20 protein-coding genes, 1 pseudogene and 1 riboswitch are annotated in these 26,507 nt (G+C 67.4%); of the genes and pseudogenes, 12 read left to right on the forward strand and 9 right to left on the reverse strand.

Annotation, left to right across the window (positions count from 1 at the left end; all coding sequences use genetic code 11):
- The first annotated feature begins 244 nt into the window (after positions 1-244).
- From ABE522_RS13695 to ABE522_RS13705, 3 genes are all read left to right on the forward strand, one after another.
- Positions 245-1,108, forward strand: coding sequence for a pirin family protein (locus ABE522_RS13695; protein ID WP_346592162.1), 864 nt, complete (start codon positions 245-247; stop codon positions 1,106-1,108).
- Positions 1,109-1,199: 91 nt separating this feature from the next.
- A complete protein-coding gene (gene aqpZ / locus ABE522_RS13700) occupies positions 1,200-1,922 on the forward strand; it encodes an aquaporin Z (protein ID WP_346592163.1) in 723 nt (240 codons plus the stop codon).
- A gap of 218 nt (positions 1,923-2,140) precedes the next feature.
- Entirely contained in the window at positions 2,141-2,602 is a 462-nt protein-coding gene (locus ABE522_RS13705; protein WP_346592164.1) for a hypothetical protein, read from the forward strand.
- Positions 2,603-2,658: 56 nt separating this feature from the next.
- On the opposite strand, the gene ABE522_RS13710 is transcribed toward ABE522_RS13705, so the two are convergent.
- On the reverse strand, positions 2,659-3,510 hold the full coding sequence (locus ABE522_RS13710; protein WP_346592165.1) for a pirin family protein: 852 nt from the start codon (positions 3,508-3,510) through the stop codon (positions 2,659-2,661).
- Between the two features lie 218 nt (positions 3,511-3,728).
- Between ABE522_RS13710 and ABE522_RS13715 the strand changes: the two genes are divergently transcribed.
- A complete protein-coding gene (locus ABE522_RS13715) occupies positions 3,729-5,810 on the forward strand; it encodes a carbon starvation CstA family protein (RefSeq protein WP_042614547.1) in 2,082 nt (693 codons plus the stop codon).
- The gene (locus ABE522_RS13720) at positions 5,810-6,034 is read left to right on the forward strand and encodes a YbdD/YjiX family protein (protein ID WP_057509146.1); all 225 of its coding nucleotides are present in this window, start codon (positions 5,810-5,812) and stop codon (positions 6,032-6,034) included. Before ABE522_RS13715 ends, ABE522_RS13720 begins: the two co-directional genes overlap by 1 nt.
- 39 nt (positions 6,035-6,073) lie before the next feature.
- On the opposite strand, the gene ABE522_RS13725 is transcribed toward ABE522_RS13720, so the two are convergent.
- The 3 genes from ABE522_RS13725 to ABE522_RS13735 all read right to left on the reverse strand — a co-directional run bounded on the left by ABE522_RS13725 (position 6,074) and on the right by ABE522_RS13735 (position 9,427).
- A complete protein-coding gene (locus ABE522_RS13725) occupies positions 6,074-7,324 on the reverse strand; it encodes a DUF819 family protein (protein WP_346592166.1) in 1,251 nt (416 codons plus the stop codon).
- 134 nt (positions 7,325-7,458) lie between these two features.
- On the reverse strand, positions 7,459-8,739 hold the full coding sequence (locus ABE522_RS13730) for a sensor histidine kinase (RefSeq protein WP_346592167.1): 1,281 nt from the start codon (positions 8,737-8,739) through the stop codon (positions 7,459-7,461).
- Positions 8,729-9,427, reverse strand: coding sequence for a response regulator transcription factor (locus tag ABE522_RS13735; protein WP_346592183.1), 699 nt, complete (start codon positions 9,425-9,427; stop codon positions 8,729-8,731). Before ABE522_RS13735 ends, ABE522_RS13730 begins: the two co-directional genes overlap by 11 nt.
- Before the next feature lie 134 nt (positions 9,428-9,561).
- On the opposite strand from ABE522_RS13735, the gene ABE522_RS13740 reads away from it, so the two are divergent.
- From ABE522_RS13740 to ABE522_RS13755, 4 genes are all read left to right on the forward strand, one after another.
- On the forward strand, positions 9,562-11,265 hold the full coding sequence (locus tag ABE522_RS13740; RefSeq protein ID WP_406846360.1) for an ArnT family glycosyltransferase: 1,704 nt from the start codon (positions 9,562-9,564) through the stop codon (positions 11,263-11,265).
- A 77-nt stretch (positions 11,266-11,342) separates the two neighbouring features.
- On the forward strand, positions 11,343-12,131 hold the full coding sequence (locus ABE522_RS13745) for a phosphatase PAP2 family protein (RefSeq protein ID WP_406846359.1): 789 nt from the start codon (positions 11,343-11,345) through the stop codon (positions 12,129-12,131).
- Entirely contained in the window at positions 12,128-13,774 is a 1,647-nt protein-coding gene (locus ABE522_RS13750; protein ID WP_346592169.1) for a phosphoethanolamine transferase, read from the forward strand. The genes ABE522_RS13745 and ABE522_RS13750 overlap by 4 nt, the downstream gene beginning before the upstream one ends.
- Before the next feature lie 99 nt (positions 13,775-13,873).
- Positions 13,874-15,859, forward strand: coding sequence for a M2 family metallopeptidase (locus ABE522_RS13755; protein WP_346592170.1), 1,986 nt, complete (start codon positions 13,874-13,876; stop codon positions 15,857-15,859).
- Positions 15,860-15,993: 134 nt separating this feature from the next.
- On the opposite strand, the gene ABE522_RS13760 is transcribed toward ABE522_RS13755, so the two are convergent.
- Both ABE522_RS13760 and ABE522_RS13765 read right to left on the reverse strand, forming a co-directional pair.
- Positions 15,994-16,386, reverse strand: a complete 393-nt coding sequence (locus ABE522_RS13760; protein WP_101099914.1) for a hypothetical protein — start codon at positions 16,384-16,386, stop codon at positions 15,994-15,996.
- A gap of 58 nt (positions 16,387-16,444) precedes the next feature.
- The gene (locus tag ABE522_RS13765) at positions 16,445-17,683 is read right to left on the reverse strand and encodes a multidrug effflux MFS transporter (protein WP_346592171.1); all 1,239 of its coding nucleotides are present in this window, start codon (positions 17,681-17,683) and stop codon (positions 16,445-16,447) included.
- Positions 17,684-17,986: 303 nt separating this feature from the next.
- A riboswitch (glycine riboswitch) is annotated at positions 17,987-18,089 on the forward strand.
- A 60-nt stretch (positions 18,090-18,149) separates the two neighbouring features.
- Between ABE522_RS13765 and gcvP the strand changes: the two genes are divergently transcribed.
- Entirely contained in the window at positions 18,150-21,017 is a 2,868-nt protein-coding gene (gene gcvP, locus ABE522_RS13770; RefSeq protein WP_346592172.1) for an aminomethyl-transferring glycine dehydrogenase, read from the forward strand.
- A gap of 59 nt (positions 21,018-21,076) precedes the next feature.
- Here the strand turns inward: gcvP and ABE522_RS13775 are convergent, their stop codons facing one another.
- The gene (locus tag ABE522_RS13775) at positions 21,077-22,459 is read right to left on the reverse strand and encodes an amino acid permease (RefSeq protein ID WP_346592173.1); all 1,383 of its coding nucleotides are present in this window, start codon (positions 22,457-22,459) and stop codon (positions 21,077-21,079) included.
- An 82-nt stretch (positions 22,460-22,541) separates the two neighbouring features.
- Complete coding sequence (locus ABE522_RS13780) at positions 22,542-23,252, reverse strand: AraC family transcriptional regulator (protein ID WP_042613521.1); 711 nt, start codon at positions 23,250-23,252, stop codon at positions 22,542-22,544.
- 118 nt (positions 23,253-23,370) lie between these two features.
- On the opposite strand from ABE522_RS13780, the gene ABE522_RS13785 reads away from it, so the two are divergent.
- Both ABE522_RS13785 and ABE522_RS13790 read left to right on the forward strand, forming a co-directional pair.
- Positions 23,371-25,485: a catalase gene (locus tag ABE522_RS13785; RefSeq protein ID WP_346592174.1), complete on the forward strand. Its 2,115-nt coding sequence runs from the start codon at positions 23,371-23,373 to the stop codon at positions 25,483-25,485.
- 21 nt (positions 25,486-25,506) lie between these two features.
- Positions 25,507-25,686, forward strand: a pseudogene (locus ABE522_RS13790) (hypothetical protein); the annotation flags it as partial.
- 28 nt (positions 25,687-25,714) lie between these two features.
- Here ABE522_RS13790 and ABE522_RS13795 read toward each other — a convergent pair.
- Positions 25,715-26,482, reverse strand: coding sequence for a hypothetical protein (locus tag ABE522_RS13795; protein ID WP_346592175.1), 768 nt, complete (start codon positions 26,480-26,482; stop codon positions 25,715-25,717).
- Between the last annotated feature and the right edge of the window lie 25 nt (positions 26,483-26,507).

Consider the following 26,507-nt stretch of genomic DNA (forward strand, 5'->3'; position numbering starts at 1 on the left):
GGGCTGGGCGGGGGCGTTGAGCGCCATGGATGGCGCGAAACGAGGCCCGCAGGAGCGGCTCTTGCCGTCCCGCGCCCAGCCCCACCGCCCGGCTCCAGACACGGAGTCCGCTTTTCGCAACAGCCACCCGCGAGGGGGTCCCCCCCGTTCGCACCGCGCAACAGCCTGTTGCCCATTCGGGGCATCCCAGAATCCACATCGCGTGCGATCCTGCGCCCCTGTCCCCGCCAGCGAGATCGCCCGCATGACCACCATCATCGCCCCCCGCGTGCACGACATCGGCGGGCTGGAAGTCCGCCGCGCCGTGCCATCGCTGCAGGCGCGCAGCGTCGGCCCGTTCGTGTTCGTCGACCAGATGGGCCCGGCCCTGCTCGATGCCGGCACCGGCATCGACGTGCGTCCGCATCCGCATATCGGCCTGGCCACGGTGACCTTCCTGTGGTCCGGCGCCATCGGCCACCGCGACAGCCTCGGTTCGGACCAGGTGATCCGCCCCGGCGACGTCAACTGGATGACCGCCGGCCGTGGCATCTCGCATTCCGAACGCACGCCGCCGCCAGAACGCGAACACGGCCATCCGCTGCACGGCATGCAGACCTGGATCGCGCTGCCCAAGCAGTACGAGGAAGTTGAACCGGCCTTCCACCACCACAGTGCCGCCACCCTGCCCCAGCAACGCCGCAATGGCGCCTGGCTGCGGGTGATCGCCGGCCGCGCCTACGGCGAAGAGTCCCCGGTCAAGGTGTTCGCCGATACGCTCAACGTGGCCATCGACCTGGAACCGGATGCGGAGATCGACATCGACACCGGCCACCGCGAACGCTCGCTGTACATCCTGGAAGGCCAGGCGCAATTGGACGGTGTGGATGTTCCCGCCCAGCACCTGATCATCCCAGCCGAAGGTGCCCGCGGCCGACTGCGCGCGAAGACGCCGGTCAAGGCCATGCTGATGGGCGGCGAGCCGCTGGATGCACCGCGCCATCTGTGGTGGAACTTCGTCTCCAGTTCCCAGGAGCGCATCGAGCAGGCAAAGGAGGATTGGGCAAACGGACGCTTCGGCACCATTCCCGGCGACGCGCAGGAGTTCATCCCGCTGCCAGCCAGATAGGCCTTCATCGAACCTTGACACGCCCTTCACCGTCGGCACACGTAAATGGCGGCGTCCCGGCACCGCCGGGACCCCAATGGAGGCTGCTGCGATGAGCATGGGCAAGCGTCTTGCCGCCGAGTTCCTCGGCACGTTCTGGTTGGTCCTGGGGGGCTGCGGCAGCGCGGTCCTGGCCGCGAACTTCGGCGGCGATGGAAATCCACTCGGTATCGGGTTTCTCGGCGTCGCGCTGGCCTTCGGGCTGACCGTGCTGACCGGGGCGTACGCGTTCGGCCACGTCTCAGGCGCACATTTCAATCCGGCGGTGAGCATCGGCCTGTGGGCCGGTGGCCGCTTCGCCGGCAAGGATCTGGGCCCGTATGTCATCGCCCAGGTGCTGGGCGGCCTGCTGGCCGGCTTCATCCTGCTGCAGATCGCCAAGGGCAGCCCGACCTTCGGCATCACGCCAGGACAGGCCGGTGCGTTCGCCAGCAACGGCTATGGCGCACTCTCACCGGGCGGCTACAGCGCGGCAGCGGCCTTCCTCTGCGAAGTGGTGCTGACCGCCGCGTTCCTGGTGGTCATCATGGGCGCCACCCATGGCCGCGCGCCCGCAGGCTTCGCCCCGCTGGCGATCGGGCTGGCCCTGACCCTGATCCACCTGATCAGCATCCCGGTCACCAATACGTCGGTGAACCCGGCCCGCTCCACGGCCGTGGCGCTGTTCGCCGGCAGCGGGGCCGTCTCGCAGTTGTGGCTGTTCTGGGTCGCGCCACTGCTGGGCGGGTTGATCGGCGGCATGATCTACAAGTGGCTGGGCAGCGCTCGCGACTGAGCGGCTACGGCATCGTCTGCCGTCCACGTCGCAGGAATTTGGTTACCGATGAAACCGCGATTTGTGCAGTTGCTCACGTTCCGTTAAGGTCAAGGAACACCCGTCAGCAAGGCTGGCGGGCCGACGCGGCATCCGGGGATGGATGCCAGGTCGCAACGGCGACCACGCCGGCCCGCCGCTGGCGGTGCCGTCGACTTGAACGCCTCTGGGGGAACCGCATGAAAACCGTCTCTGCCGTCATATTGCTGTGCCTGTGCGCCATTGCCATCACCGCCCACGCGCAAAGCGCACCCAAGTGTCCATCGCTGCCCGCCGCCAGCAACCTGCAATGGCAGGAGCAGGCCACCGGCGATTTCCTGGTGTGCCGCGCCAGCACCAGCGACGGCCGTGAGGTGATGAGCCTGATGCTGACGGGGAATGATCCGGAGCTGCGCTTCCCGCGCGCGTTGCGCCAGGAAAAGGACAGCTTCGCCGGCGAAGAACTCTACTGGTACCTGCCCGACCTCGGTGGCCAGGAGCCTCCCGGCTTCGCCGACCGCCGCGTCAGCGTGGTGAAGATCGACAAGAACCGCTATGCGCAGCTGGCGCTGTATCCCGGCGACAGCGAAGAGCGCGCCGGCCTGCAGCAGATGATCCGCAGCATGAACCTCAATCCGGCAGCCGTGGCCGCCGGTCGCTGATCATGCGCCCCCTGTTGGCGGGGCCGGTGGATGACCGGCCCAACGCCACGGAGGCCTTAGAAACGGCCTTCCTGGAAGTCCACGAAGGCCTGCATCAGTTCCTGCCGGGTGTTCATGACGAACGGGCCGTGCCGCATCACCGGCTCGCGCAGCGGACGACCGGCGACCAGGATCAGCCGTGCTCCGGCGCTGCCAGCGGCGAGGTGCAACGCATTGCCACCGCCCAGCACCGCCATCTGCTGCGCCGACACCGGCCGCTCCTCCTCGCCAGCGCCGATCTGCAGGTCGCCTTCGAATACATACGCAAACACGTTGTGGCCATCGGGCAGCAGGTAGTCCCACGCCGCGCCGGCGTCCAGGGCGATGTCCAGGTACACCGGATCGGTGGCCGGCTGGATGATCGGCCCGGCGGTGCCGTCGACCTCACCGGCGATGATCTTGACGCTGACGCCGGCCAGCGGGGTGACCTGCGGGATGCGGTCCGGGGCGAACTCCTGGTACTTCGGCGCGGTCATCTTGTCGCGCGCCGGCAGGTTCACCCACAGCTGGAAGCCGCGCATGCGGCCACTTTCCTGCTCGGGCATCTCTGAATGCACCAGCCCACGGCCAGCGGTCATCCACTGCACGCTGCCCGGCGTGAGCAGGCCTTCGTTGCCGTGGTTGTCCTTGTGCCGCATGCGCCCGTCGAGCATGTAGGTGACCGTTTCGAAACCGCGATGCGGATGGCTGGGGAAGCCGGCCAGATAGTCTTCGGCCCTGTCGGTACCGAATTCATCCAGCAGCAGGAAGGGATCCAGGTCCGGCAGGGCGGAGCCGCCGATCACGCGGGTCAGGCGGACGCCGGCGCCGTCGGACGTGGGCGAGCCTTCGATGGTGCGCAGCACGCGGGCCGCGGTCTGGGTGCTCATGGAAACTCCAGCAAAGTGTCTATCCGCAAGATGGCGGCTGTCGCGGGCAGCGCCAAGCCCTCGCACCGCAACCCATTGTTCCAGCGATGCCCGCCACGGCCGGGGAGCCGCCGTGACCGCGTTACGACCAAAGTACTAGCTGGGAAACACCCTGTCTGCATTGACCCGGCACTGGCCAAGGCGGACCCTTGTGATGTTCTTAAGGGAGAGTTCACCTCATGAAAGGCTTCTCAAAGCTGGGCTGGGCACTGCTCGCACTGCTCGGCGCATTCTGTCTGGGCACCGTGGCACTGCGCCGCGGTGAACCGATCAACGCCTTGTGGATCGTGGTCGCCGCGGTCTCCATCTACCTGATTGCCTACCGCTTCTACGGCCTGTTCGTGGCCAGCAAGGTGCTGCAGCTGGACCCCACCCGGGCCACGCCGGCGGTGCTCAACAACGATGGCCTGGACTACGTCCCGACCAATAAACACGTCCTGTTCGGCCACCATTTCGCTGCCATCGCCGGCGCAGGTCCACTGGTCGGCCCCGTGCTGGCCGCGCAGATGGGCTACCTGCCCGGCCTGCTGTGGCTGGTGGTCGGCGTGGTGCTGGCCGGTGCGGTGCAGGACTTCATGATCCTGGTGCTGTCCAGCCGCCGCAACGGCCGTTCGCTGGGTGACCTGGTGCGCGAGGAAATGGGCCCTGTTCCCGGCACCATCGCGCTGTTCGGTGCGTTCCTGATCATGATCATCATCCTGGCCGTACTGGCGATGGTGGTGGTCAAGGCGCTGGCGGAAAGCCCGTGGGGCATGTTCACGGTGATCGCCACGATGCCCATCGCGATCTTCATGGGCGTCTACATGCGCTACATCCGCCCCGGCAAGATCGGCGAGATCTCGGTGGTCGGCCTGATCCTGCTGCTCGGCTCGATCTGGTTCGGCGGCATCGTCGCCGCCGACCCGGTCTGGGGCCCGGCCTTCACCTTCACCGCCAAGCAGATCACCTGGATGCTGATCGGCTACGGTTTCATCGCTTCGGTGCTGCCGGTGTGGCTGCTGCTGGCACCGCGTGACTACCTGTCCACCTTCCTCAAGATCGGCACCATCATCGCGCTGGCGGTCGGCATCCTGATCGTCATGCCCGAACTGAAGATGCCCGCGCTGACCCAGTTCGCCGCCAGTGGCGACGGCCCGGTGTGGAAGGGCGGGATGTTCCCGTTCCTGTTCATCACCATCGCCTGCGGCGCGGTGTCCGGCTTCCATGCGTTGATCGCCTCGGGCACCACGCCCAAGCTGCTGGCCAATGAAGCGCACGCGCGCTACATCGGCTACGGCGGCATGCTGATGGAATCCTTCGTCGCGGTCATGGCACTGGTCGCGGCCTCGATCATCGAGCCCGGCATCTACTTCGCCATGAACAGCCCGGCCTCGGTGATCGGTGCCGATGCGGTATCGGCGGCGCACTACATCACCACCAACTGGGGCTTCACCATCACCCCGGAGCAGCTGGAAGCCACCGCGGTGGCCATCGGCGAGCCGACCATCCTGCATCGTGCAGGTGGTGCGCCGACCCTGGCCGTGGGCATCGCGATGATCCTGCACGAAGCGATCCCCAGTGCCGGCGATGCGATGATGGCGTTCTGGTACCACTTCGCCATCCTGTTCGAGGCGCTGTTCATCCTCACGGCGGTCGATGCCGGCACCCGTGCCGGTCGCTTCATGCTGCAGGACCTGCTGGGCAACTTCATCCCGGCGCTGAAGAAGACCGAATCGTGGACCGCCAACATCCTGGCCACCGCCGGCTGCGTCGCGCTCTGGGGATACCTGCTGTATTCCGGCGTGGTCGATCCGTTCGGCGGCATCCAGACCCTGTGGCCGCTGTTCGGCATCTCCAACCAGATGCTCGCCGGTATCGCGCTGATGCTGGGCACCGTGGTGCTGTTCAAGATGAAGCGGGACCGCTACGCCTGGGTCACCGCCGTACCTGCGGTGTGGCTGCTGATCTGCACCACCTACGCCGGGCTGATCAAGATCTTCGACAGCAACCCGGCGCAGGGTTTCCTGGCCCAGGCCCACAAGTACCAGGACGCCATCGCCAGCGGCACCCTCACCGCCCCGGCCAAGACCGTTGGGCAGATGCAGCAGATCGTGGTCAACGCCTACGTCAATACGAGCCTGACCGTGCTGTTCCTGCTGGTGGTCTTCTCGATCCTGTTCTATTCGCTGAAGACCATCGCGGCCGCACGCCGCACGCCGCAGCGCACGGACAAGGAAACCGAGTACGTGAAGCTGCTGCCGCACCAGATGGCGGACCTGTGATGAGTACCGAACTGGTACCGGTCGGCCAGCACCAGGCGCATCGCCGCATCTGGCGACGCCTGGTGCAGACCGCGCGGCTGTGCTGCGGCATCCCGGACTACGACAACTACGTCCGGCATGTGCTGGAGAACCATCCCGACCGCACGCCGATGGACTACAAGACGTTCTTCCGCGAGCGCCAGGAAGCGCGCTATGGCGGCAGGAACGGCGGACGCTGCTGCTGAGTCAGGCGAAGACGGCGGGGCTTCGGCCCCGCCGTTTTTTCATGCCCCGGCCATCCATTTCAGGATCAGCCCGGTCACATACGCAAGGCCGGTACCGGTCGCATAGCCCACCGTTCCCAGCAGCACGCCCACCGGCGCCAGCGAGGGGTGGAACGCCGCAGCCACCACCGGAGCCGACGCCGCCGCGCCGATGTTGCCCATCGAGCCGACGCCGAAGAAGAACAGCGGCGCGCGCAGCAACTTGGCTGCGATCCACAGCACCAGCACGTGGGTGGCCATCCAGATCAGGCCGAGCAGGAACAACCACGGACGATCCAGCAGCGACAGCAGGTCCATCTGCATGCCGATGCAGGCAATCAGGAAATACAGGAACACCGTACCCAGGCGCGAGGCACCGGCAGATTCCAGCCGGCGCGCACGGGTGAAGCTCAGGGCCAACCCCAGCGCCGTGGACAGCAGCACCACCCAGACGAACGGGCTGTCCAGGCTGAACTGGCTGGACCAGGCCACGTTGGCCTTGAACCAGGCCGCCAGCGGCGTGGCGATCGCATGCGCCAGTCCGACGCCGCCCAGCGCCACGCCGACGATCACCATCAGGTCGGTCAGGCTGGGAATGCGCGCGTTCTGCGCCTCGTAGGCACTGATACGCGCTTTCATTTCATCGATGGCGCGGGTGTCGGCGCCGTTGCGCGCGTCGATCTGCTGCGAGCGGTTGGCCAGGAACAGCAGGATCGCCATCCACAGGCTGGCGCAGGCCACGTCCACCACCGCGAACTGGCCGAAGGTGGTGGCATCGGTGCCGAAGATCTCGCGCATCGCCACCATGTTGGCGCCGCCGCCGATCCAGCTGCCGGCCAGCGCGGCCATGCCCGCCCAGGTATCACCGGCCACGGTTTCCGGATGGATCAGCTTCATCACCTGGAAGGAGACGATCGCGCCCAGCATGATGCCGGCCGTGCCTGCGCAGAACACCACCAGCAGCTTCGGACCCAGCTTGGCGATGCCCTTGAGGTCGATGGACAGCGTCAGCAACACCAGCGCTGCCGGCAGCAGCACGTCGCGCGCGACCGGGTTGTACAGCGCGGTGCCATGGCCATCGATCAGTCCGACGGTGTTGTAGATGGCCGGGATGAAATAGCACAGCAGCAACGCCGGTACCCAGGCGAAGATCTTCTTCAACAACGGCGTGGGGCCACTGGCCGCCCAGAAAATGAGCGCAAGGGTGGCGGCGATGAGCCCCAGGCCGACGATGTCGCTGGAGATCAGGGCGGTAGCGGGTTCGGTCGGCATGCAGTCCTCTGTCGATCGAAAAGTGACGGGCGAAAAAAATGCCGCGGGAGGCGGCACCCGCTGAGCTTACCATCGGCCCCGCAGCGTGAGTAGCGGGCCGGGGTGCCGACCGAGGCCGGCACTACGCGAGCGCCTCATTGCAGGCGCGAGGCACTGGCATCCAGCGTGGCCAGGGTGCCACGCGGCTGCACCGGCGCGAACTGCAGCGTCCATCCCAGGTGTTCGCACAGGCGTGCCACCAGTTCCAGGCCGATGCCGCCGTGTTCGTTGCGCAACCCGCGAGCCATCCGCGCGTGGATCGCGGCGATCTCCTCTGGGCTCATGCCGTGCCCGGGATCGCGAAGGGTCAGTACGCCACCGGATGAGAGCTCCAGCTGGATGTTCCCACGCCCGCTGTTTTCGATGGCGTTGCGCAGCAGGTTGCCGATCGCCGCCTGCACTACCGCAAGCGGCGCCACCAGGTCCACCGGCGCAGCCCGCAGGCCGACGGTGAGGTCCTTGTCGCCCAGCAGGTGGCGATGATCCTCGATGATCTGCGGCAGCAACTGGTCCAGGGCGATGCGCTCGGCACGCGCGGCCAGACGCGCCGGATCGCGCGCCAGCACCAGCAGCAGTTCGATCAGCGCTTCCATGTCGCCGGCGGTGCGTTGCACGCGCAGCACCTGCTGGCGCGCGCGCTCGGGCAGGCCGGGCTGTTCCAGCGCCAGCTCGGCCGCCCCGGTGATCACCGCCACCGGCGTACGCAGCTCATGGCTGGCGGTGCTGATGAACACCCGTTCGCGCTCGACGAACTGCTCGTTGCGCGCCAGGTAATCGTTGAGGGAATTGGCGATGGTATGCAGCTCGGCGCTTCCACGCGGATCGACGACGATGCACTGCCCTGGCGCCCCCGGCTTCAGCGCGGCGATGTCGCCGGCCAGCAGGCTCAACGGGCGTACCACCCGCTGCATGCCCAGGCGCGCCATGATCACCGTGACGATCACCATCACCAGCCCGGCCAGCAGCACCCAGCGCGTGGCGAACTGCTCCAGCGCTTCGAAGTCGGAGATATCCAGGGCCAGTGCCAGCCGGCCCAGGGTGTCGGTCTGCCGCACCATCACGGCTGCCTTGCGCTCGCCGATCGGGATGCCGTCATGCAGCCCGGGGTGCAGTCCACGCAGCGTTGCCGGGGTGCCCGGCTGATCCAGACGGAACAGGCTGAGCGTGTCCGAATCCTGCCAGCGATAGTCCGGATCGTCTTTGCTGTGCAGGATGATGCTGTCCAGTTCGGAGTTCAGCAGCGCACGCCACGCCGCGTGCTCGGCATGTTCATGCACGTTGTTGCCCACGCCGAACACCGCCAGCGAAATCAGCGCAAGGTAGGTCAGCAACCAACCCAGCACGCGCCGGTACAGGGGGGCGGGCCTAGCGGCCATCGGCGGCGTCTCCTTCCTGCACGGCCAGGCGGTAGCCGACGCGTGGCAGGGTATGCACCAGCTTGCGCGCGAACGGTCCATCCACGCTGCGGCGCAGTTCGTAGACATGGGATCTGAGCAGGTCGCCATCCGGGGGTTCATCGCCCCACAACGCGAACTCCAGCTGCTGCCGCGTCACGGCGGCGGGACTGGCGCGCATCAGGACCTCCAGCAGCTTGCGGCAGGCCGGATACAGGTGCAGCCCCTGTCCGGCACGCTGGGCTTCCAGGGTGGCCAGGTCCAGCACCAGGTCGGCGACCTGCAGGCGTTTACGGGGGTTGCGCCCCTGTGCACGCAGCAGCAGTGCGTCCAGCCGGACCTCGAGTTCGGGCAGGGCGAACGGCTTGGTCAGGTAGTCGTCGGCGCCGGCGCGGAAGCCAGCGATCTTGTCGGGCAGTTCGTCGCGCGCCGTCAGCATGATCACCGGCACTTCCGAGGCGTGTTCGGCGCGCAGGCGGCGCAGTACTTCAGGGCCCTCCATGCGCGGCAGCATCCAGTCCAGGATCAGCGCGTCGTAGACCTGCGTGGTGGCCAGGTGCAGCCCGGTGATGCCGTCCGGCGCTACGTCCAGCACATGTCCGCGCGACTCGAAGTAGTCGAAAAGGTTGGCGACCAGTTGCCGATTGTCCTCGATCACCAGCAGACGCATGCGCGTATCCATCCCGTAGTTCCCTGCATGGTAGCGCCGCCGATGTCGGAATCCCGTGCCCCCGCGCTTCCGACGGATTTCCCACGCGCCCGGGTGGATAGTCCGGCTTTACCCGGACGCCCCCCCCTTTGTCCCTGCCTTCTTCCTCCCGCGCGCGCTGGCGCCTGCCCCTGCTGTGGCTTCTGGCCGTGATCGCGCTGGCTGCCGGCATCGGCATGCGCCTGCCGCAGCCGCCGGACGAGCCACGCTTCGTACTGGCCGCGCGTGCCATGGTGGACTCCGGCCAGTGGCTGGTGCCACACCGCGGCAGCGAGTTCTACGCGGAAAAACCGCCGGTTTACATGTGGATGCAGGCCGCGGCGCACCAGTTGCTGGACTGGAAGGGCAGCTTCCTGCTGCCCTCCCTGCTGGCCGCCCTGCTCAGCCTGTGGCTGGTGGCTGACCTGGCACGTCGGCTGTGGTCGCCGCGGTTGGCGCCCTATGCCATGGCGGCCCTGTTCTGCAGCCTGCAGTTCGGCCTGATGGCCAAGCGCGCGCAGATCGACATGGTGCTGGTGGCGATGACCACCGTGTCGCTGTGGGGGCTGCTGCGGCACCTGTGCGAACGCCCCAACCTGCACGCACTGTGGCTGGCCGGCTTCGCCGCCGGCGTGGGCACGGTCACCAAGGGGGTCGGTTTCCTGCCCCTGCTGATCGTGCTGCCGTGGTTGGCGTGGCGGCTGCAGTACCGGCGCAGGCACTGCCGGGCCGCGCCTGGCCCGGCTCCGGCGACGCTGGCGTGGCTCGTTCCCGCTTTCCTGCTCGGCACCGCCGTCTGGCTGGCGCCGCTGGGTTGGGCCCTGCTGCGCCATCCCGACCCTGCCCTGCAGGCCTATGCGCACGAATTGCTGTTCAAGCAGACGGCCACGCGTTACGCCCATGCCTGGCATCACCTGCAACCCGCCTGGTACTACCTGCAGGTGATGCTGACGCTGTGGCTGCCCGGCAGCCTGCTGCTGCCCTGGCTGGCGCGGCCGTGGTGGCGGCGGCTGCGTCGCACCGATGCACGCTTCTGGCTGCTGCTGGGCTGGTCCGGGCTGGTGCTGCTGTTCTTTACCATCAGCCCCGGAAAGCGCGAGGTCTACGTGCTGCCGATGCTGCCGGCGCTGGCGCTGGCCAGTGCCCCCCTGCTGCCCGGCCTGCTGCGCCGGACCGGTGTGCGTCGCTACCTGCTGGGCTACAGCATCGCGCTGGGGCTGCTGTCGTTGATCGCGGGCGCCCTGTTGCTGCACGGTGCGCCCTGGGCGCTGGCGCAACTTGAACGGCGGGCGATGCCGATCGATCTGTTGCCCGTGCTGGGGGGAAGCCTGCTTGGCCTGGGAACCGCCGTGCTCGGCATGGCGGCATGGCTGCGGCAACGCCACGCAGCATCGCTGGTGCTGCTGGCCCACGTCATGCTGTGGTGCGTGTACGGCGTGATGCTGCTGCCTGCGGTGGATCCGTACGCCTCCGCTTCGGACCTGATGCAACGCGCGGGAGCGCGTATCGGACCGCAGGCAGAGCTGGGCCTGCTGGCTTGGCGCGAACAGAACCTGCTGCAGGCCGACCGGCCAGTGCGCGAATTCGGCTTCAAGCGAGCGTGGGACCTGCAATGGCATGATGCCGGCCGCTGGCTCGCTGGCGCACCGCAGGCACGCTGGCTGCTGGTGCTGGATGCGGCGATGAGCCCGTGCGTGGATACCGCGCAGGTCATCGACATCGGCATGTCCAACCGCAACCGGTGGCAACTGGTACCGGGAACGGCGTGGTCCAGCACGTGCCATGCAGCAGCGGGCGGGGCAACCGACGATGAAGACTGAGCCAGCGCGGCGGGATGTCGCGGTTTAACCGAAGCCGAACATCGCTCCGATTTTTCTCCGACAACACGCTACCTAGCATGGCCGCGGATCCTCCAGAGGCTTTGTCCATGCACCGCACCGCTGTCCCCGGATATCCGCTCCAACGCGTTCGGCAGGCCGCAGGCAGCGGATTCACTGCGCGCCATCTCTGGTTGCCCTTGATCGCCGCATCCCTGCTTTCCAGCGTGCTGCTGCTGGGCGGCGACCAATGGATCGCCGACCGCATTTTCGCGATGGAGGGCCACCAATGGCTGCTGCGCGAGGCGTGGATGACCAGCACGCTGATGCACAAGGGGGGCAAGTGGCTCAGCGCCGTCGCTACGCTCATGGTGCTGATGCTGTGCTTGTACCAGTGGCGCCATGGCAAGGATCGCCGCCTGCGCTCGGCGCTGTTGTACCTGGTGCTGGCCATCGCGCTGGGTACCGGCGCGGTATCGCTGCTGAAATCGCTGACCCACATGGATTGCCCCTGGGACCTCGTGCGTTACGCAGGCGAGCGCCCGTTCGTCGGCCTGCTGCAGGCCCGCCCCGCCGCCCTGCCCGCCGCGGCCTGCTTTCCCGCCGGCCAGGCCAGCGCCGGCTATGCGTGGGTCAGCCTGTACTTCTTCGCGCTGCTCTGGCGACCGGCATGGCGCTGGCGGGGGCTGGCCATCGGGCTGCTCGCGGGCATGGCGCTGGGGCTTGCCCAGCAGCTTCGTGGCGCGCATTTCATGTCGCACGACGCCGCCACCCTGATCGTGTGCTGGCTGCTGTCGCTGGGCCTTTACGCACTCCTGAACGGCTACCTGCAGCGCCCGCCCGCACGCCCGGCGGGAGCGCGCGCATGAACGCCACCGTCGCTCGCACCCTGCGCCTGCCCGCCGTTGCCTGGCTGCACGCCCGGCCGCGGCTCTCCACCGAAGCGCTGATTGCGCTGGCCAGCCTGTTCTTCGCCATCGCAGGCAATGGGCTGTTCTGGAACAGCGCGATGGCCACCCATCCAGGCAGCGTTCGTTATGCCCTGTCGCTGTTGCTGCTGCTGCTGGGGACGCACGCCTTCCTGCTCGGCCTGCTGGTCTGGCGCTGGAACGCCAAGGGGGTGGTCAGCGCGCTGCTGATGCTGACGATGCTGGCGTCCCACTACATGAGCCGTTACCACATCTACCTGGATCCGGACATGCTGCGCAACGTGCTGGCGACCGACCGCCGCGAAAGCAGCGAGCTGCTTACCGCATCGCTGGCCGGCCCGTTGCTGCTGGCGTTGCTGCCGACCTTGGCGGTCTGGCGCCTGCAGCTCACCGGCCGGCGCTGGACGGACGCGCTGGCGTGGCGCGCGGGCTTCCTGTTGCTGGCGGCCGGCGTTGCGTTGGGCGGTGCACTGTTGTCCTTCCAGGAAATTTCCGCGCTGATGCGCAACCAGCGCGAAGTGCGTTACCTGGCCACCCCGGCCAATGTCCTGCTGGGACTGCCACGCGCGCTGCGTGGCGACAACCCGGTGCAGCGCGCGCCCAAGCTGCCGATCGGCATCGATGCACGGGCCATGCACCGCGCGGCCGGAAGCAGGCCGCGCCTGCTGCTGGTCGTCCTCGGCGAAACCGCACGGGCGCAGGACTGGGGACTGAATGGCGGCGCCCGCCAGACCACCCCGGAGCTGGCGCAGAAGCCGGTCATCAACTTCCCCGACATGCATTCCTGCGGCACCAGCACCGAAGTGTCGGTGCCCTGCATGTTCTCGCCGTGGGGACGCCGCGACTACGACGAAAAGACCATCCGCGCGCACCAGTCGCTGCTGCATGTGCTGGACCACGCCGGCATCGCACCGCTGTGGCGCGACAACCAGTCCGGCTGCAAGGGCGTGTGCGAAGGCCTGGGGTTCCAGTCGCTGGCCGATGCGCATGCGCCGGGCGTGTGCAGCGACGGGCGCTGCCTGGACGAGATCCTGCTGCACGACCTCCCCGCCCAGGCCCGCGCGAAACCCGGCGACCGGGTCATCGTGCTGCACCAACTGGGCAACCACGGGCCGGCGTACTTCGAGCGCTATCCGCCGCGCTTCCGCCGCTTCACCCCCACCTGCGACACCGCCGACCTTGGCCGGTGCACCCGCGCCCAGATCACCAACAGCTACGACAACGCGCTGCTGTACACCGACCACGTGCTTGCCCAGGCCATTGGTACGCTGCAGGGCATGGAAGATTACGACACGGCGATGATCTACGTGTCCGACCACGGGGAATCGCTGGGAGAGAAAGGCCTGTTCCTGCACGGAGTCCCCTATGCGATCGCACCGGAAGAACAGACCCACGTGCCGATGACGATGTGGTTCTCGCCTTCCTTCGCGCGCGGCCGCGGGCTGGACCTGCAGTGCGTGCGGCAGCGCGCTGGCCAGTACACCGACCACGACGCGCTGTTCTCGTCGGTGCTCGGGTTGATGCAGGTACGTACGGCCCTGTACGCGGCGCAGCGGGACCTGTTTGCCGCTTGCGAGGGGTGACCATCGGCAGGCGCCTCCGGCGCCCCCGACCTCTGCCCCTTGCGGCAGCGGGCCCGGCCCACTAGCCTTCAGCGGTCGTTCACCGCCCAAGGACCACCCGTGAAACACCGTCATCTCCTGCTGGCTTCGGCAATCGCCGCCGCCACGCTGTCGCTGGTCGCCTGCAAGAAGGAGCCCACCCCGGGCACCGGATCGGCAACCGCAACCGCGCCGGCCGGCGAAACCGCCGACCAGTTCGTGGCCCGCATCAATGCCGAATACAAGGCCGCGTACCCGGAGATGACCTCGGCGCAGTGGTTGTCCTCGACCTATATCAACAGCGATTCCGAGCGCGTGGCGGCCAAGGCCAACGAGCGCTCGTTGACCCAGCTCAACAGCTGGATCGAACAGGCAGCGAAGTTCGAAGGGCAGCCGATGTCCGATGACAGCAGGCGCGCCCTGCAGCTGCTCAAGCTGATGTCTTCGATGCCCGCCCCGCGCGACCCGGCCAAGCTGGCGCAGCTGACCCAGATCGCTACCCGCATGGAAGGCAGTTATGGCGCCGGCAAGTACTGCACCGATGCCAACGACCCGAACTCCTGCCGCCAGCTGGGCGACCTGGAACAGGTGCTGTCCAGCAGCCGCGACTACGACCAGCAGCTGGATGCGTGGCAGGGCTGGCACGGCACCACCAAGGACATGCGTGGCGACTACCAGCAGTTCGTCGGCCTGGTGAACGAAGGCGCCAAGGGCCTGGGCTTCGCCGATGCCGGACAGATGTGGCGCAGTGGCTACGACATGCCGCCAGAGCAGATCGGACCGGAAACCGACCGCCTGTGGGAACAGGTCAAGCCGATGTACGAGCAGCTGCACTGCTATGCACGCGGCAAGCTGGACGCCACCTATGGCAAGGACAAGGCCGAAGTGGGCAACGGCCTGATCGCCGCCCACCTGACCGGCAACATGTGGCAGCAGGACTGGTCCAACCTGTGGGACCAGCTGCAGCCGTACCCGGGTGCCGGCAGCCTGGACATCACCGCCGCGCTGGAAAAGCAGTACCAGGGCAACCTCAGCGGCGCACTGGCCAAGGCCGGCAGCAATGCCAACGTGGAAGGCCTGTACAAGGCGCAGCGTGAAGCCGAACTGCGCACCGCACGGCAGATGACCGAACGCGCGCAGGACTTCTACGTGTCGCTGGGCATGCCGGCGCTGCCGAAGTCGTACTGGGAGAACACCCAGTTCATCAAGCCGCAGGACCGCGACGTGGTCTGCCATGCCAGCGCCTGGGACATGAACATGGACGGCGATGTGCGCACCAAGATGTGCATCAAGCCGAACGAAGAGAACTTCACCACGATCTACCACGAGCTGGGCCACATCTATTACGACCTGGCCTACAACCCGCTGCCGCCGCTGTTCCAGGGCGGTGCCAACGATGGCTTCCATGAAGCGATCGGTGACACCATCGTGCTGGCGATGACACCGAAATACCTCAATTCCATCGGCCTGGTCGACAAGCCCGAAGAGAGCCGCGAAGCGGTGATCAACAACCAGATGCGCATGGCGCTGTCCGGCGTGGCCTTCCTGCCGTTCGGCCTGATGATCGACCGCTGGCGCTGGGGCGTGTTCGATGGCTCGATCACCCCGGACAACTACAACAAGGCCTGGTGGGACCTGAAAGCGCGTTACCAGGGCGTTGCCCCGCCCACCCCCCGTGGCGAGGAGTTCTTCGACCCGGGCGCCAAGTACCACGTGCCGGGCAATACGCCGTACACGCGCTACTTCCTGGCGCGCATCCTGCAGTTCCAGTTCTACAAGGGCCTGTGCGATGCATCCGGCTACAAGGGTCCGCTGCACGAGTGCAGCTTCTACGGCAACAAGGAAGCCGGGCAGAAGTTCTGGTCGATGCTGAGCAAGGGTGCAAGCCAGCCGTGGCAGGCCACGCTGAAGGAACTCACCGGCGGTGACAAGCTCGATGCCGGCCCGATGATCGAATACTTCACCCCGGTCAATGCCTGGCTGAAGGAGCAGAACCAGGGCCAGGTGTGCGGTTGGCAGGCCAGCGCCGCGGCGCCCGCAGCTGCGGCAGCACCCGCGCAACGCTGACCCTCCGGTAGCGCCGAGCCCTGCCCGGCGCTACCCTCCTGATGCCGGTAGTGACGGCCGCTGGCCGTCAGCATGCGCCGCTGCGCTCGCCGAGCATGGCTCGGCGCTACCTTCGGACTCCATGCAACGTCGGGTCAGTTGGCTTTACCCGCCGCCATCTTCGCGGCAAGCGCGTCCTTGAACTCATCGAAACTGAGTCCCTGCGCATTGGCCTCGGCCTGCGCGGCGTCACGCAGCGCGTCCGAGTACACCAGCCGCACCGGGGTCCCCTTGCGTTCGTGCAGTTCGCCGGCCTGCATGATCAAGGCCAGCACCTGGGCGGCACTCTCACTCTGGCCGGCGATGCGGCCATCCATGCCCAGCACCCATTCGCCATCGCGGCGCACCACGCCGGCCAGCAGCGTGCGCTGCTGGTCGCGCAGTTCGGCGTGCGGCTCGACCGGTGAGGCGTGCGCGGCTTCGCGGTTGGCGGCCTGGGTTTCGCGGCGCCGGCGGATGTCACGGCGCAGTTTGGAGGTGGTCGACATCAGCGGGTTACGGGCAATCGGGGCGGCAAGGATACCGCACGCCGTGCACGGACCTGCTTCACGGTCGGCGCTCGCCTGCGGTCACCCGCAGCGCCTCCGCAGCGCGCTCGCGCCGGTGTTCCCAGTACCAGAACACGAAGCCCACCGCGAAGAACGCCGCCTGGCCCAGCGCCAGCTGCAGCGGCGAATGGCTGAGCAGCGGCGACACCAGCCCGGCCACCAGCGTGCTGACCATCAGCTGCAGGAAGGCCTGCAATGACGAGGCCAGCCCGCGCTGGTGCGGGTACATGTCCAGCACCGCCAGCGCCAGGATCGGGAAGATCAACGCCATGCCCAGGCCACCGATGAAGATCGGCAGCACCGCCCACGGCAGCACCAGCTGCGGGGCCATGGCAACGTAGCCGATGTTCAGCACCGCCGAGATCGCGCAGCAGATGAAGCCGATGCTGACCTGGCGGGTCGGCGTGGTCCGGCCGGCCATGCGCCCGGACAGGAACGAACCCGCCGTCATGCCGCCGATGGTCGGGATGAACAGCCAGGCGAATCCGCCCTCGCCCAGCCGCAGGTGCTGCATCACGAACATCGGCGCGGAGGCGATGTACAGGAAGATGCCACCGAAGTTGATGCTGCCGGCCAGCGCCAGCCGCATGAAGCGCGGGTTCGAGCCGATCCGCAGGTAATCGCGCACCAGCCCGCGCGGGGACAGCGGCGTGCGCGCGTCGACCGGGTGGGTTTCCGGCAGGAAGCGCGCGGTAGCCACCAGCAGCAGCAGCGAGAACACCACCAGGAACCAGAAGATCAGCGGCCAGCCGGCGCCGCTGAGCAGTATCCAGCCGCCGATGATCGGCGCGATGGCCGGCGCGATGCCGAAGATCATCGACACCTGGCTCATCAACCGCTGCGCATCGTGGCCGTGGTACAGGTCGCGGATCACCGCGCGGCCGACGATCATGCCCACCCCGGCGGACAGGCCCTGCAGCGCGCGGAACATCAACAAGGTGCTCAGGTCGGTGGACAGTGCGCAGCCGACCGATGCGCCCACGAACACCACCAGCCCGCCGAGGATCACCCGCTTGCGCCCCCAGGCATCGGAAAGGGGGCCGTGCGCCAGGCTCATCAGCCCGTAGAACAGCAGGTAGACGCTGACGGTCTGCTGCACCGCCACTTCATCCACCCCGAGCCGCTGCGCCAGCTGCGGGAATGCCGGGAAAATGGTGTCGATGGAGAACGGACCGAACATCGCCAGGCCTGCGAGCAGCAGGGCCAGGCGGCGGGTCGAAGGCGAGGCGGCAGTCATGGAAGCGTCCGGAGGATCCGCGCAGGCCATGCGCGGCAGGCGCCCGACCGGCCCGGAAAGGACAGGAGGGGGGCGCCGGATGAATACGAGAATACGCAATGATAGGCCGTTGCCAGCCCCTTTACCATGCGATCCGACCACAAAGCGTCCGGAGGGTGGCCACGCATTCAGTCCGGCGGCTGCGTCGCCGTTCCCCCGGTTTCCCCCTGCCCCGCTATAATCGGCGGGCAACAAGGTGGGAGAAGCAGGACACCGCTGCCGAAGGCGCAAACGCCCGTAATCGCTCAGGCCCGTGACCACCCGCATCAAAACTCTGGAGAGACCGGTTCGATCCGGCGCCGAAGGGGCACGAAGCCGCGCACATGCGGGCTTCCAAACTCTCAGGCAAAAGGACAGAGGGGCGCCCTGCAGGCTGCTGATCGGCAGCCTGCCCACGTGCGTGCCCTTTCCCGACGGATCCTTCGCCATGTCCCAGAACACCCCTTCGTTGCGCGAGCTTGAACACCACAACGCGTTCGTCGAGCGCCACATCGGCCCCAACGATGCGGAGATCGCGCAGATGCTGAGCGTGGTCGGCCATGCCTCGCTGGATGCGCTGACCGACGCCATCGTGCCGGCCCGGATCAAGTCGCCTGCGCCGCTGGCGCTGCCCGAATCGATCACCGAAGTGCAGGCACTGGCCAAGATCCGCGCCATCGCCGACCAGAACACCGTGCTGCGCAGCTTCATCGGCCAGGGCTACTACGGCACCCACACGCCGAACGTCATCCTGCGCAACATCCTCGAAAACCCGGCGTGGTACACCGCCTACACGCCGTACCAGGCCGAGATTTCGCAGGGCCGCATGGAAGCGCTGATCAACTTCCAGACGCTGTGCGCGGACCTGACCGGCATGGAAATCGCCAACGCCTCGCTGCTGGACGAAGCCACTGCGGCGGCCGAAGCGATGACCCTGGCCAAGCGTTCGGCCAAGTCGAAGTCGGACACGTTCTTCGTGCATGACGCGGTCCATCCGCAGACGCTGGAACTGCTGCGCACCCGCGCCGAACCGCTGGGCATCGTGCTGCGCGTGGGCGCCCCGGCCGAAGCGCTGGAAGCGGAAGCCTTCGGCCTGCTGCTGCAGTACCCGGACACCTTCGGCCAGGTGGCCGACCACAAGGCGCTGGTCGATGCCGTGCATGCCCGCGGCGGCCTCGTCGCGGTGGCGACCGATCTGCTGGCATTGACCCTGCTGGCCGCCCCCGGCGAATGGGGCGCGGACATCGTGGTCGGCAACAGCCAGCGCTTCGGCGTCCCGTTCGGCTTCGGTGGCCCGCATGCCGCCTTCATGGCCTGCCGCGATGCCTACAAGCGTTCGATGCCGGGCCGCCTGATCGGCGTCTCCATCGATGCGCAGGGCAACCCCGCCTACCGCCTCACCCTGCAGACCCGCGAGCAGCACATCCGCCGCGAGAAGGCCACCTCCAACATCTGTACCGCCCAGGTGCTGCTGGCGGTGATGGCCTCGATGTACGCGGTGTACCACGGCCCGGACGGGCTGACCCGCATCGCGCGCCGCACCCACCGCCTGGCCGCGATCCTGGCCGCTGCCCTGCGCAGCAACGGCGTGGCCGTCGGCAGCGACTTCTTCGATACGCTGCACGTGACCGGCATCGATGCCGCCGCCGTCCACGAAGCCGCACGCGCGGCCGGCTACAACCTGCGCGCCATCGACAGCAGCTCGGTCAGCATCAGCCTGGACGAGACCGCCACCCGCGAGGACGTGGTCGCACTGGCCGCGGTGTTCGGCGCGAAGGCCGACGTGGATGCGCTGGACGGCAGCACCGCCGACGCCCTCCCGGCCGACCTGGTCCGCCGCAGCGCGTTCCTGACCCACCCGGTGTTCAACACCCACCATAGCGAGCACGAACTGCTGCGCTACCTGCGTTCGCTGGCCGACAAGGACCTGGCGATGGACCGCACGATGATCCCGCTGGGTTCGTGCACCATGAAGCTCAACGCCACCGCCGAGATGATCCCGGTGACCTGGCCGGAGTTCGGCAACATCCATCCGCTGGTGCCGGCCGACCAGGCCGTTGGCTACAAGGCGCTGATCGAAGGCCTGGAAGCCATGCTGGTGGAATGTACCGGCTACGATGCGGTGAGCCTGCAGCCCAATTCCGGCGCGCAGGGTGAGTACGCCGGGCTGCTGGCGATCCGCGCGTATCACCGTTCGCGCGGCGATGACCACCGTGACATCTGCCTGATCCCGGATTCGGCGCACGGCACCAATCCGGCGTCGGCGCAGATGTGCGGCATGAAGGTCGTGGTCACCAAGACCGATGCCAACGGCAACGTCGATGTCGACGACATCCGCCGCAATGCGGAGAAGTACAGCGACCGCCTTGCCGCGCTGATGGTCACCTACCCGTCCACGCACGGCGTGTTCGAGGAAGAGATCGTGGAGATCTGCGAGATCATCCACCAGCACGGCGGCCAGGTGTACACCGATGGCGCCAACATGAACGCACTGGTCGGCGTGGCCAAGCCGGGCAAGTGGGGCTCGGACGTATCGCACCTGAACCTGCACAAGACCTTCTGCATCCCGCATGGCGGCGGTGGTCCCGGCGTCGGTCCCTGCGCGGTGAAGTCGCACCTGGCCCCGTTCCTGCCGCGCGTGCTCGGTGGCGAAGGGGATGTCGGCATGGTCTCGGCGGCGTCCTTCGGCAGCGCGTCGATCCTGCCGATCAGCTGGATGTACATCACGCTGATGGGCAGCGAAGGCCTGCGCAAGGCGACCCAGGTCGCCCTGCTCAACGCCAACTACATCGCCACCCGCCTGGCCCCGCACTTCAAGACCCTGTACACCGGCCGCAACGGGCTGGTGGCACATGAGTGCATCCTGGACGTGCGCCCGCTGGAAAAGACCAGCGGCATCGGTGCCGAAGACATCGCAAAGCGGCTGATCGACTTCGGCTTCCATGCGCCGACGCTGAGTTTCCCGGTCGCCGGGACGTTGATGGTGGAGCCGACCGAAAGCGAATCCCAGCACGAACTGGATCGCTTCATCGACGCGATGATCCAGATCCGCGAAGAGATCGCCGCGATCGAAGACGGGCGCCTGGAGCGCGAGGACAACCCGCTGAAGAACGCACCGCACACGGCCACCGCAGTGACCGCAAGCGAGTGGACCCATGCTTATCCACGCGAACTGGCGGCCTTCCCGCTGGCCAGCCTGAAGCAGTCCAAGTACTGGCCGCCGGTGGCCCGCGTGGACAACGTGTACGGCGACAAGAACGTGATGTGTGCCTGCATCCCGGTCGATGCGTACAAGGATGACGAAGTCGACGCCTGATCGACCTCCCGGAGCACCCGAAGGTCAACCACAAGGCCCGTGCAAGCGGGCCTTGTGCGTCAGGCCGCGCTGTTGCGCAGACGCCGCGCGGTGGCGCTGCAGCCGGCGATGAACAGGGTCAGCACCACCATCGACAGGAACTGCAGGCGGGTCTGTTCGCCGTACAGCAGCAGCGCGAAGATCAGCGCCAGGATGCCCAGCGCCAAGGCCGTCAACCAGGGAAAAGCAGCCATCCGGAACGGCAGCGACACACCGGCGCGGTCCGCCCGCCGACGCAGCACGAGCTGCGACAGCAGCGACAACGTCCACACCAGCAGGCAGGTGGAGCCGACGATGTTCAGCAGCACCGGCAGCACCTTGTCCGGGAACAGCAGTTCCATCACGGTGGCCGCGAAGCCGAACAGGACGCTGGCCAGCACTGCCAGCACCGGCACCTGTCGACGGTCCGCCCAGCCCAGCACGGCAGGCGCTTCGCGACGCTGTGCCAGCGAGAAGATCATCCGCGAGGCGCCATACAGATTTGCGTTGAGCGCGGACAGCAGCGCGATCACCGCGACCAGCGTGATCGCCGTCCCGGCGCCGGGGATATTGGCCGCTTCCAGCACGGCGGCGAACGGTGACTTCAGCGCCTCGCTGGTCCACGGCACCACCGCGATGATGACGCTCAGCGAACCGATGTAGAACACCAGGATGCGCCATGCCACGGTGCGGATCGCGCGCGCGATGCTGCGCTCGGGATCCTCGGTTTCGGCTGCGGCGACCGCCACGATCTCGGTGCCGCCGAAAGCGAAAATCACCACCAGCAATGCCGCGCCGATGCCGGCCAGCCCGGTCGGGGCAAAGCCGCCGTTGCCGGTGAAATTGGACAGGCCCGGCGACGTCGCATCCGGCAACCAGCCCAGCAGAAGCGCCGCACCGATGGCGATGAAGCCGAGGATCGCGGCGACCTTGAGGATCGCGAACCAGAACTCGAACTCGCCGAAATTCTTCACTCCGAGCAGGTTGATCGCGGTGAAGAACAGCATGAAGGCCAATGCCGCCATCGGCACCGACAACCCGGTCCATACCGTAGCCAGCAGGCCGGCCGCGCCCACCGCTTCGGCGGCGATCACGATCACCAGCTGCACCCACCACAGCCACCCGACGGTGGCACCGGCGGTCGGCCCCAGGGCGTCGGCGGCATACACCGAAAAGGCGCCGCTGGTGGGCTTGTTGGCGGCCATTTCGCCCAGCGCGTTCATCACGATGATCACCAGCGCACCGGCCACCAGGTAGGACAGCAGCACGGCCGGGCCGGCCAGCTGCACGCCGACCCCGGAGCCGAGGAACAGGCCGGCGCCGATGGCACTGCCCAGCCCCATCATGATCAGCTGGCGGGGCTTGAGCGCATGCCCAAGGCGGGTGGTCGAAGCAGGAGCGGCAGGCGTCGGGTTGGCGGGCATCGAAGGACACTGTGTGCGGCAACAAGGCCGTCACATTACCTTGTCCAGCGCGCCGGTGGGATAGGCCGGGGGGCCTGCCGGCTCAGCCGCCGGCCAGTTCGGTGATGCGGGCCCGGTAGGCGCGGGGAGAAACCCCCGCCTCCGCCTTGAATTTGCGGGTGAACGCGCTCTGGTCGCTGAAACCGCACGCCTGGCCGATGCTGGCGATGCTGTCGTTGCCATGCAGCAGATGCATGGCCATCTGGATCCGCAACCGGGTAAGCACCTGCTGCGGGGTCATCTGGAACACCTTGCGGAAGCTGCGCTCCAGCTTGGACAGCGAGAACCCGGTGATGTCCAGCAGGGTCTGCATGCGCACGTTCTCGGCGTAATGCGCATTGAGGTGCGCCAGCGCCAGTCGCAGGTGTTCGTACTGCGCGCCCAGGCTGTGTTTCTGGCCGAGGTCGCGGGAAATACCGATCAGTCCCTTGATCTCCCCTTCCACGACGAGCGGACGCTTGCAGGTCAGGCACCAGCCTGGCTCGCGATTGGCGAACAGGTGCAGTTCCATCAGGTTTTCGATCACCGCCCCGCCGATCACCCGTGCATCCTGGTCGGCATAGTCCGCGCTCAAGCCGGTCGGGTAGATCTCCGCTGCGGTGCGGCCGATCACCTCCTTGCGCGATTTCAACCCGAGCCGGCGCAGCATGGTCTGGTTGATGTGGGTGTAACGCCCCTCGCAGTCCTTCATGAAGAACAGCACGTCCGGAATGGCGTCGAACAGGGCTTCGATGTCGGCAGGTTCAACACGCATGGACACAGCATAGCCGACCGCCGTTTTCCCTGCGCACTCACCTGCCCGGGACCCCGGGTTAACACCTGTGGCCCCACAGTCAATGGGAGCACCCCGCCGAACCCCCAGGAGATCCTCGATGGCCGCCAGCAAGCCCTCCGGCAAGCGCGCACCCGCCCAGCCCACGTCCGCTACATCCAGCAGCGAGGCGCGCGAAGAACGCGGCCACGGCGATGAACTGCACCAGCTGGCGGGCGGCTCCCACCCGGTCCTCACCAGCAACCAGGGCATTCCGGTTTCCGACAACCAGAACTCGCTGCGAGCAGGGCCGCGTGGCCCCAGCCTGCTGGAAGACTTCCTGCTGCGCGAGAAGATCACCCACTTCGACCACGAACGGATCCCGGAACGCATCGTGCATGCGCGCGGCAGCGCCGCGCATGGCTACTTCGAGCTGACCCGTTCGCTGGGCAAGTTCACCCGCGCCAAGGTGCTGACCGAAGTCGGCGTCAGGACGCCGGTGTTCACCCGGTTTTCCACCGTGGCCGGCGGCGCGGGCTCGGTCGACACGCCGCGCGACGTGCGCGGATTCGCGGTCAAGCTCTATACCCCTGAAGGCAACTGGGACCTGGTGGGCAACAACATCCCGGTATTCTTCATCCAGGACGCACTGAAGTTCCCCGACCTGATCCACGCAGTGAAGATGGAGCCGGACCGTGCTTTCCCGCAGGCCGCGAGCGCCCATGACACGTTCTGGGACTTCGTGTCCCTGATGCCTGAATCCATGCACATGATCATGTGGGCGATGAGCGATCGCACCATTCCGCGGTCGCTGCGGATGATCGAAGGCTTCGGCATCCACAGCTTCCGCCTGCTCGACGACGCCGGAAACTCCACGTTCGTCAAATTCCACTGGCGGCCCAAGCTGGGGCTGCAGTCGACCGTCTGGGACGAAGCCCTGAAACTGCAGGGTGCCGACAATGATTTCCAGCGCCGCGACCTCTTCGAAGCGATCCAGCGTGGCGACTTCCCCGAATGGGAACTGGCCGTGCAGCTGTTCACCGAAGAAGAGGCCGAGCAGTTCCCGTTCGACCACCTGGACCCGACCAAGATCGTCCCCGAATCGCTGGTGCCGCTGCAGGTGATCGGCAGGATGGTGCTGGATCGCTGGCCGGACAACTTCTTCGCCGAAACCGAGCAGGTGGCGTACTGCCCGGCCAACGTGCCGCCCGGCATTGATTTCAGCAACGATCCGCTGCTGCAGGGGCGCTTGTTCTCCTATCTGGACACCCAGCTGATCCGCCTGGGCGGGCCGAATTTCCACCAGATTCCGGTCAATGCACCGAAGTGCCCGTTCGCCAACCATCAGCGCGATGGACACATGCAGATGCAGGTGCCCAAGGGCCGGGTGGCCTATGACCCCAGTTCGCTGGAAGCGGACACGCCGCGCGAGACGCCGGCCGGTTTCCGCAGCCATGCCACCGCCGATGACGGGCGCAAGGGCCGCACCCGCGCCGAAAGTTTCTCCGACCACTTCAGCCAGGCGCGGATGTTCTTCCGCAGCCTGGAGAAGCCGGAGCAGGCGCACCTGGCGTCCGCGCTGGTGTTCGAACTGTCCAAGGTGGAAACCGCGGCGGTGCGCGAGCGCACTGTCAGCCAGCTGCGCAATATCGATGACAGCCTGGCCCAGCGCGTGGCCGATGGCCTGGGCATGGACGCACTGCCGGCCCCTGCCCCGGCCGCGGTCCCCGCGCAGGACCTGCCCAATGCCCCGGAGGTGCGCACCATCGGGCGAGGCAAGGACACCCTGCAGGGCCGATGCATCGGCATCCTGTTCGATGAAGGATCCGATGCCGGCACCATCGCCGCATTGCGCAACGCGGCGCAGAAGGCGGGCGCCGAGGTGAAGCTGGTGGCGCCCAGGCTGGGCGGCGGCGTGCTGAGCGACGGCAAGCGCCAGGCCGCCGATGGCCAGCTTGCCGGTACGCCGTCGGTGGTCTTCGATGCGGTCGCGGTGGTGCTGAGTGCGGAGGCCGGCAAGGCGCTGTCCAAGGAGTCCGCCGCCATTGATTTCGTCAGCAACGCGTGGGCGCACCTGAAGGCCATCGGCCACGACGAGGGTGCCAAGGCGCTGCTCAAAGCCGCCGGCGTCGGCAGTGATCCGGGCATCGTGCAGGCGTCCGATGCCAAGGGTTTCATTGCGGCCGCCGCAACCCGCCAGTGGGCACGCGAACCGAAACTGCGCCTGCTGGCTTGATCCCCTGAGAGGAGAAACCTCATGACCCAAGGTGATAAATCCGCCTACACGGACAAGCAGAAGCGCAAGGCAGCGCACATCGAAGAGAGCGAGAAGGACAAGGGCCGCTCGGCCACTGATGCCGAACGGATCGCGTGGGCCACCGTCAACAAGCAGGATGGCGGTGGCAAGAAAAGCGGCAGTGGCCGCAAGGATGCCAAGGACAGCTGACCCGGCTGGGGGTGGAATGTCAGCGGGCGGTTCGGGCCGGCGGCGTCGGCGCCGCACGGCGCTGTATGCCGGCCGCCTGCACACGGCGTACGGCGGCGATCGGAACCGCCTCCGCCCGTCGCTGCGCCGGCCACCACAGGAACACGAACGCGCTGCTGGTACCCAGCAGCCGCGCCTGCCCGGGTAACGCCGTGGCATCGCCAATCAAGTGCACGGTCACCGCATCCCCGGCGCGCCGATCGCGGATATCGGCGCCGCGCTGGCCCACGTAACCGGCCGCCGCCACCGCCATGAACAGGGTCACGGCCACGGTCATCGCGGTGAGCGGGCGCATCCGGGTCGTCTCCCAGCTGGTGAAGACCGAGCGCCCCAGCAGGAGCCGCCACAGGCGGTTGCGCCCGATCAGGCGCGCCACGGTATCCGGATTGCGCAGCCGCACCGTCTCCGGCCAGGTCACCACCAGCACCAGCAGCACGCCCAGTCCCAGCAGGCCGATGTACACCGGGTCGCGCACCCCCGCCACCAGGAAATCGCTGGCCTGCAGGTAATCCAGGATCGACAGCCCGAAGCCGCGGTAGAACCAGTAGCTGCACCACAGGCCGAGTGCCGAAACCAGCAGGTAGGCCGTGGTGAACAACAGCGCCGGCTCGCGCTGCATGCGGCGCGAGGCCCGCAGTACGATGGAATCTTCGTTGCCTTCCGGAACCGGTATCAGCGACCAGTCGAACGCCCTGGGTCGAGTCGCCGGCAGCGCGCCGGCAGGTGCTGCGTTGTCACTGCTGTCCATGGCATCCCCTTGTCTGCCGCCCAGC

Source organism: Stenotrophomonas lacuserhaii (genome assembly GCF_039674585.1).
In the GTDB taxonomy this organism is placed as follows: Bacteria; Pseudomonadota; Gammaproteobacteria; order Xanthomonadales; family Xanthomonadaceae; genus Stenotrophomonas; species Stenotrophomonas pennii_A.

Coding starts and splice junctions, on each gene's coding strand:
- ABE522_RS13695 (WP_346592162.1), top strand. CDS start 245: ATGACCACCATCATCGCCCCCCGCGTGCACGACATCGGCGGGCTGGAA.
- aqpZ (WP_346592163.1), top strand. CDS start 1,200: ATGAGCATGGGCAAGCGTCTTGCCGCCGAGTTCCTCGGCACGTTCTGG.
- ABE522_RS13705 (WP_346592164.1), top strand. CDS start 2,141: ATGAAAACCGTCTCTGCCGTCATATTGCTGTGCCTGTGCGCCATTGCC.
- ABE522_RS13710 (WP_346592165.1), bottom strand. CDS start 3,510: ATGAGCACCCAGACCGCGGCCCGCGTGCTGCGCACCATCGAAGGCTCG.
- ABE522_RS13715 (WP_042614547.1), top strand. CDS start 3,729: ATGAAAGGCTTCTCAAAGCTGGGCTGGGCACTGCTCGCACTGCTCGGC.
- ABE522_RS13720 (WP_057509146.1), top strand. CDS start 5,810: ATGAGTACCGAACTGGTACCGGTCGGCCAGCACCAGGCGCATCGCCGC.
- ABE522_RS13725 (WP_346592166.1), bottom strand. CDS start 7,324: ATGCCGACCGAACCCGCTACCGCCCTGATCTCCAGCGACATCGTCGGC.
- ABE522_RS13730 (WP_346592167.1), bottom strand. CDS start 8,739: ATGGCCGCTAGGCCCGCCCCCCTGTACCGGCGCGTGCTGGGTTGGTTG.
- ABE522_RS13735 (WP_346592183.1), bottom strand. CDS start 9,427: ATGCGTCTGCTGGTGATCGAGGACAATCGGCAACTGGTCGCCAACCTT.
- ABE522_RS13745 (WP_406846359.1), top strand. CDS start 11,343: ATGGCCGCGGATCCTCCAGAGGCTTTGTCCATGCACCGCACCGCTGTC.
- ABE522_RS13750 (WP_346592169.1), top strand. CDS start 12,128: ATGAACGCCACCGTCGCTCGCACCCTGCGCCTGCCCGCCGTTGCCTGG.
- ABE522_RS13760 (WP_101099914.1), bottom strand. CDS start 16,386: ATGTCGACCACCTCCAAACTGCGCCGTGACATCCGCCGGCGCCGCGAA.
- ABE522_RS13765 (WP_346592171.1), bottom strand. CDS start 17,683: ATGACTGCCGCCTCGCCTTCGACCCGCCGCCTGGCCCTGCTGCTCGCA.
- gcvP (WP_346592172.1), top strand. CDS start 18,150: ATGTCCCAGAACACCCCTTCGTTGCGCGAGCTTGAACACCACAACGCG.
- ABE522_RS13775 (WP_346592173.1), bottom strand. CDS start 22,459: ATGCCCGCCAACCCGACGCCTGCCGCTCCTGCTTCGACCACCCGCCTT.
- ABE522_RS13780 (WP_042613521.1), bottom strand. CDS start 23,252: ATGCGTGTTGAACCTGCCGACATCGAAGCCCTGTTCGACGCCATTCCG.
- ABE522_RS13785 (WP_346592174.1), top strand. CDS start 23,371: ATGGCCGCCAGCAAGCCCTCCGGCAAGCGCGCACCCGCCCAGCCCACG.
- ABE522_RS13795 (WP_346592175.1), bottom strand. CDS start 26,482: ATGGACAGCAGTGACAACGCAGCACCTGCCGGCGCGCTGCCGGCGACT.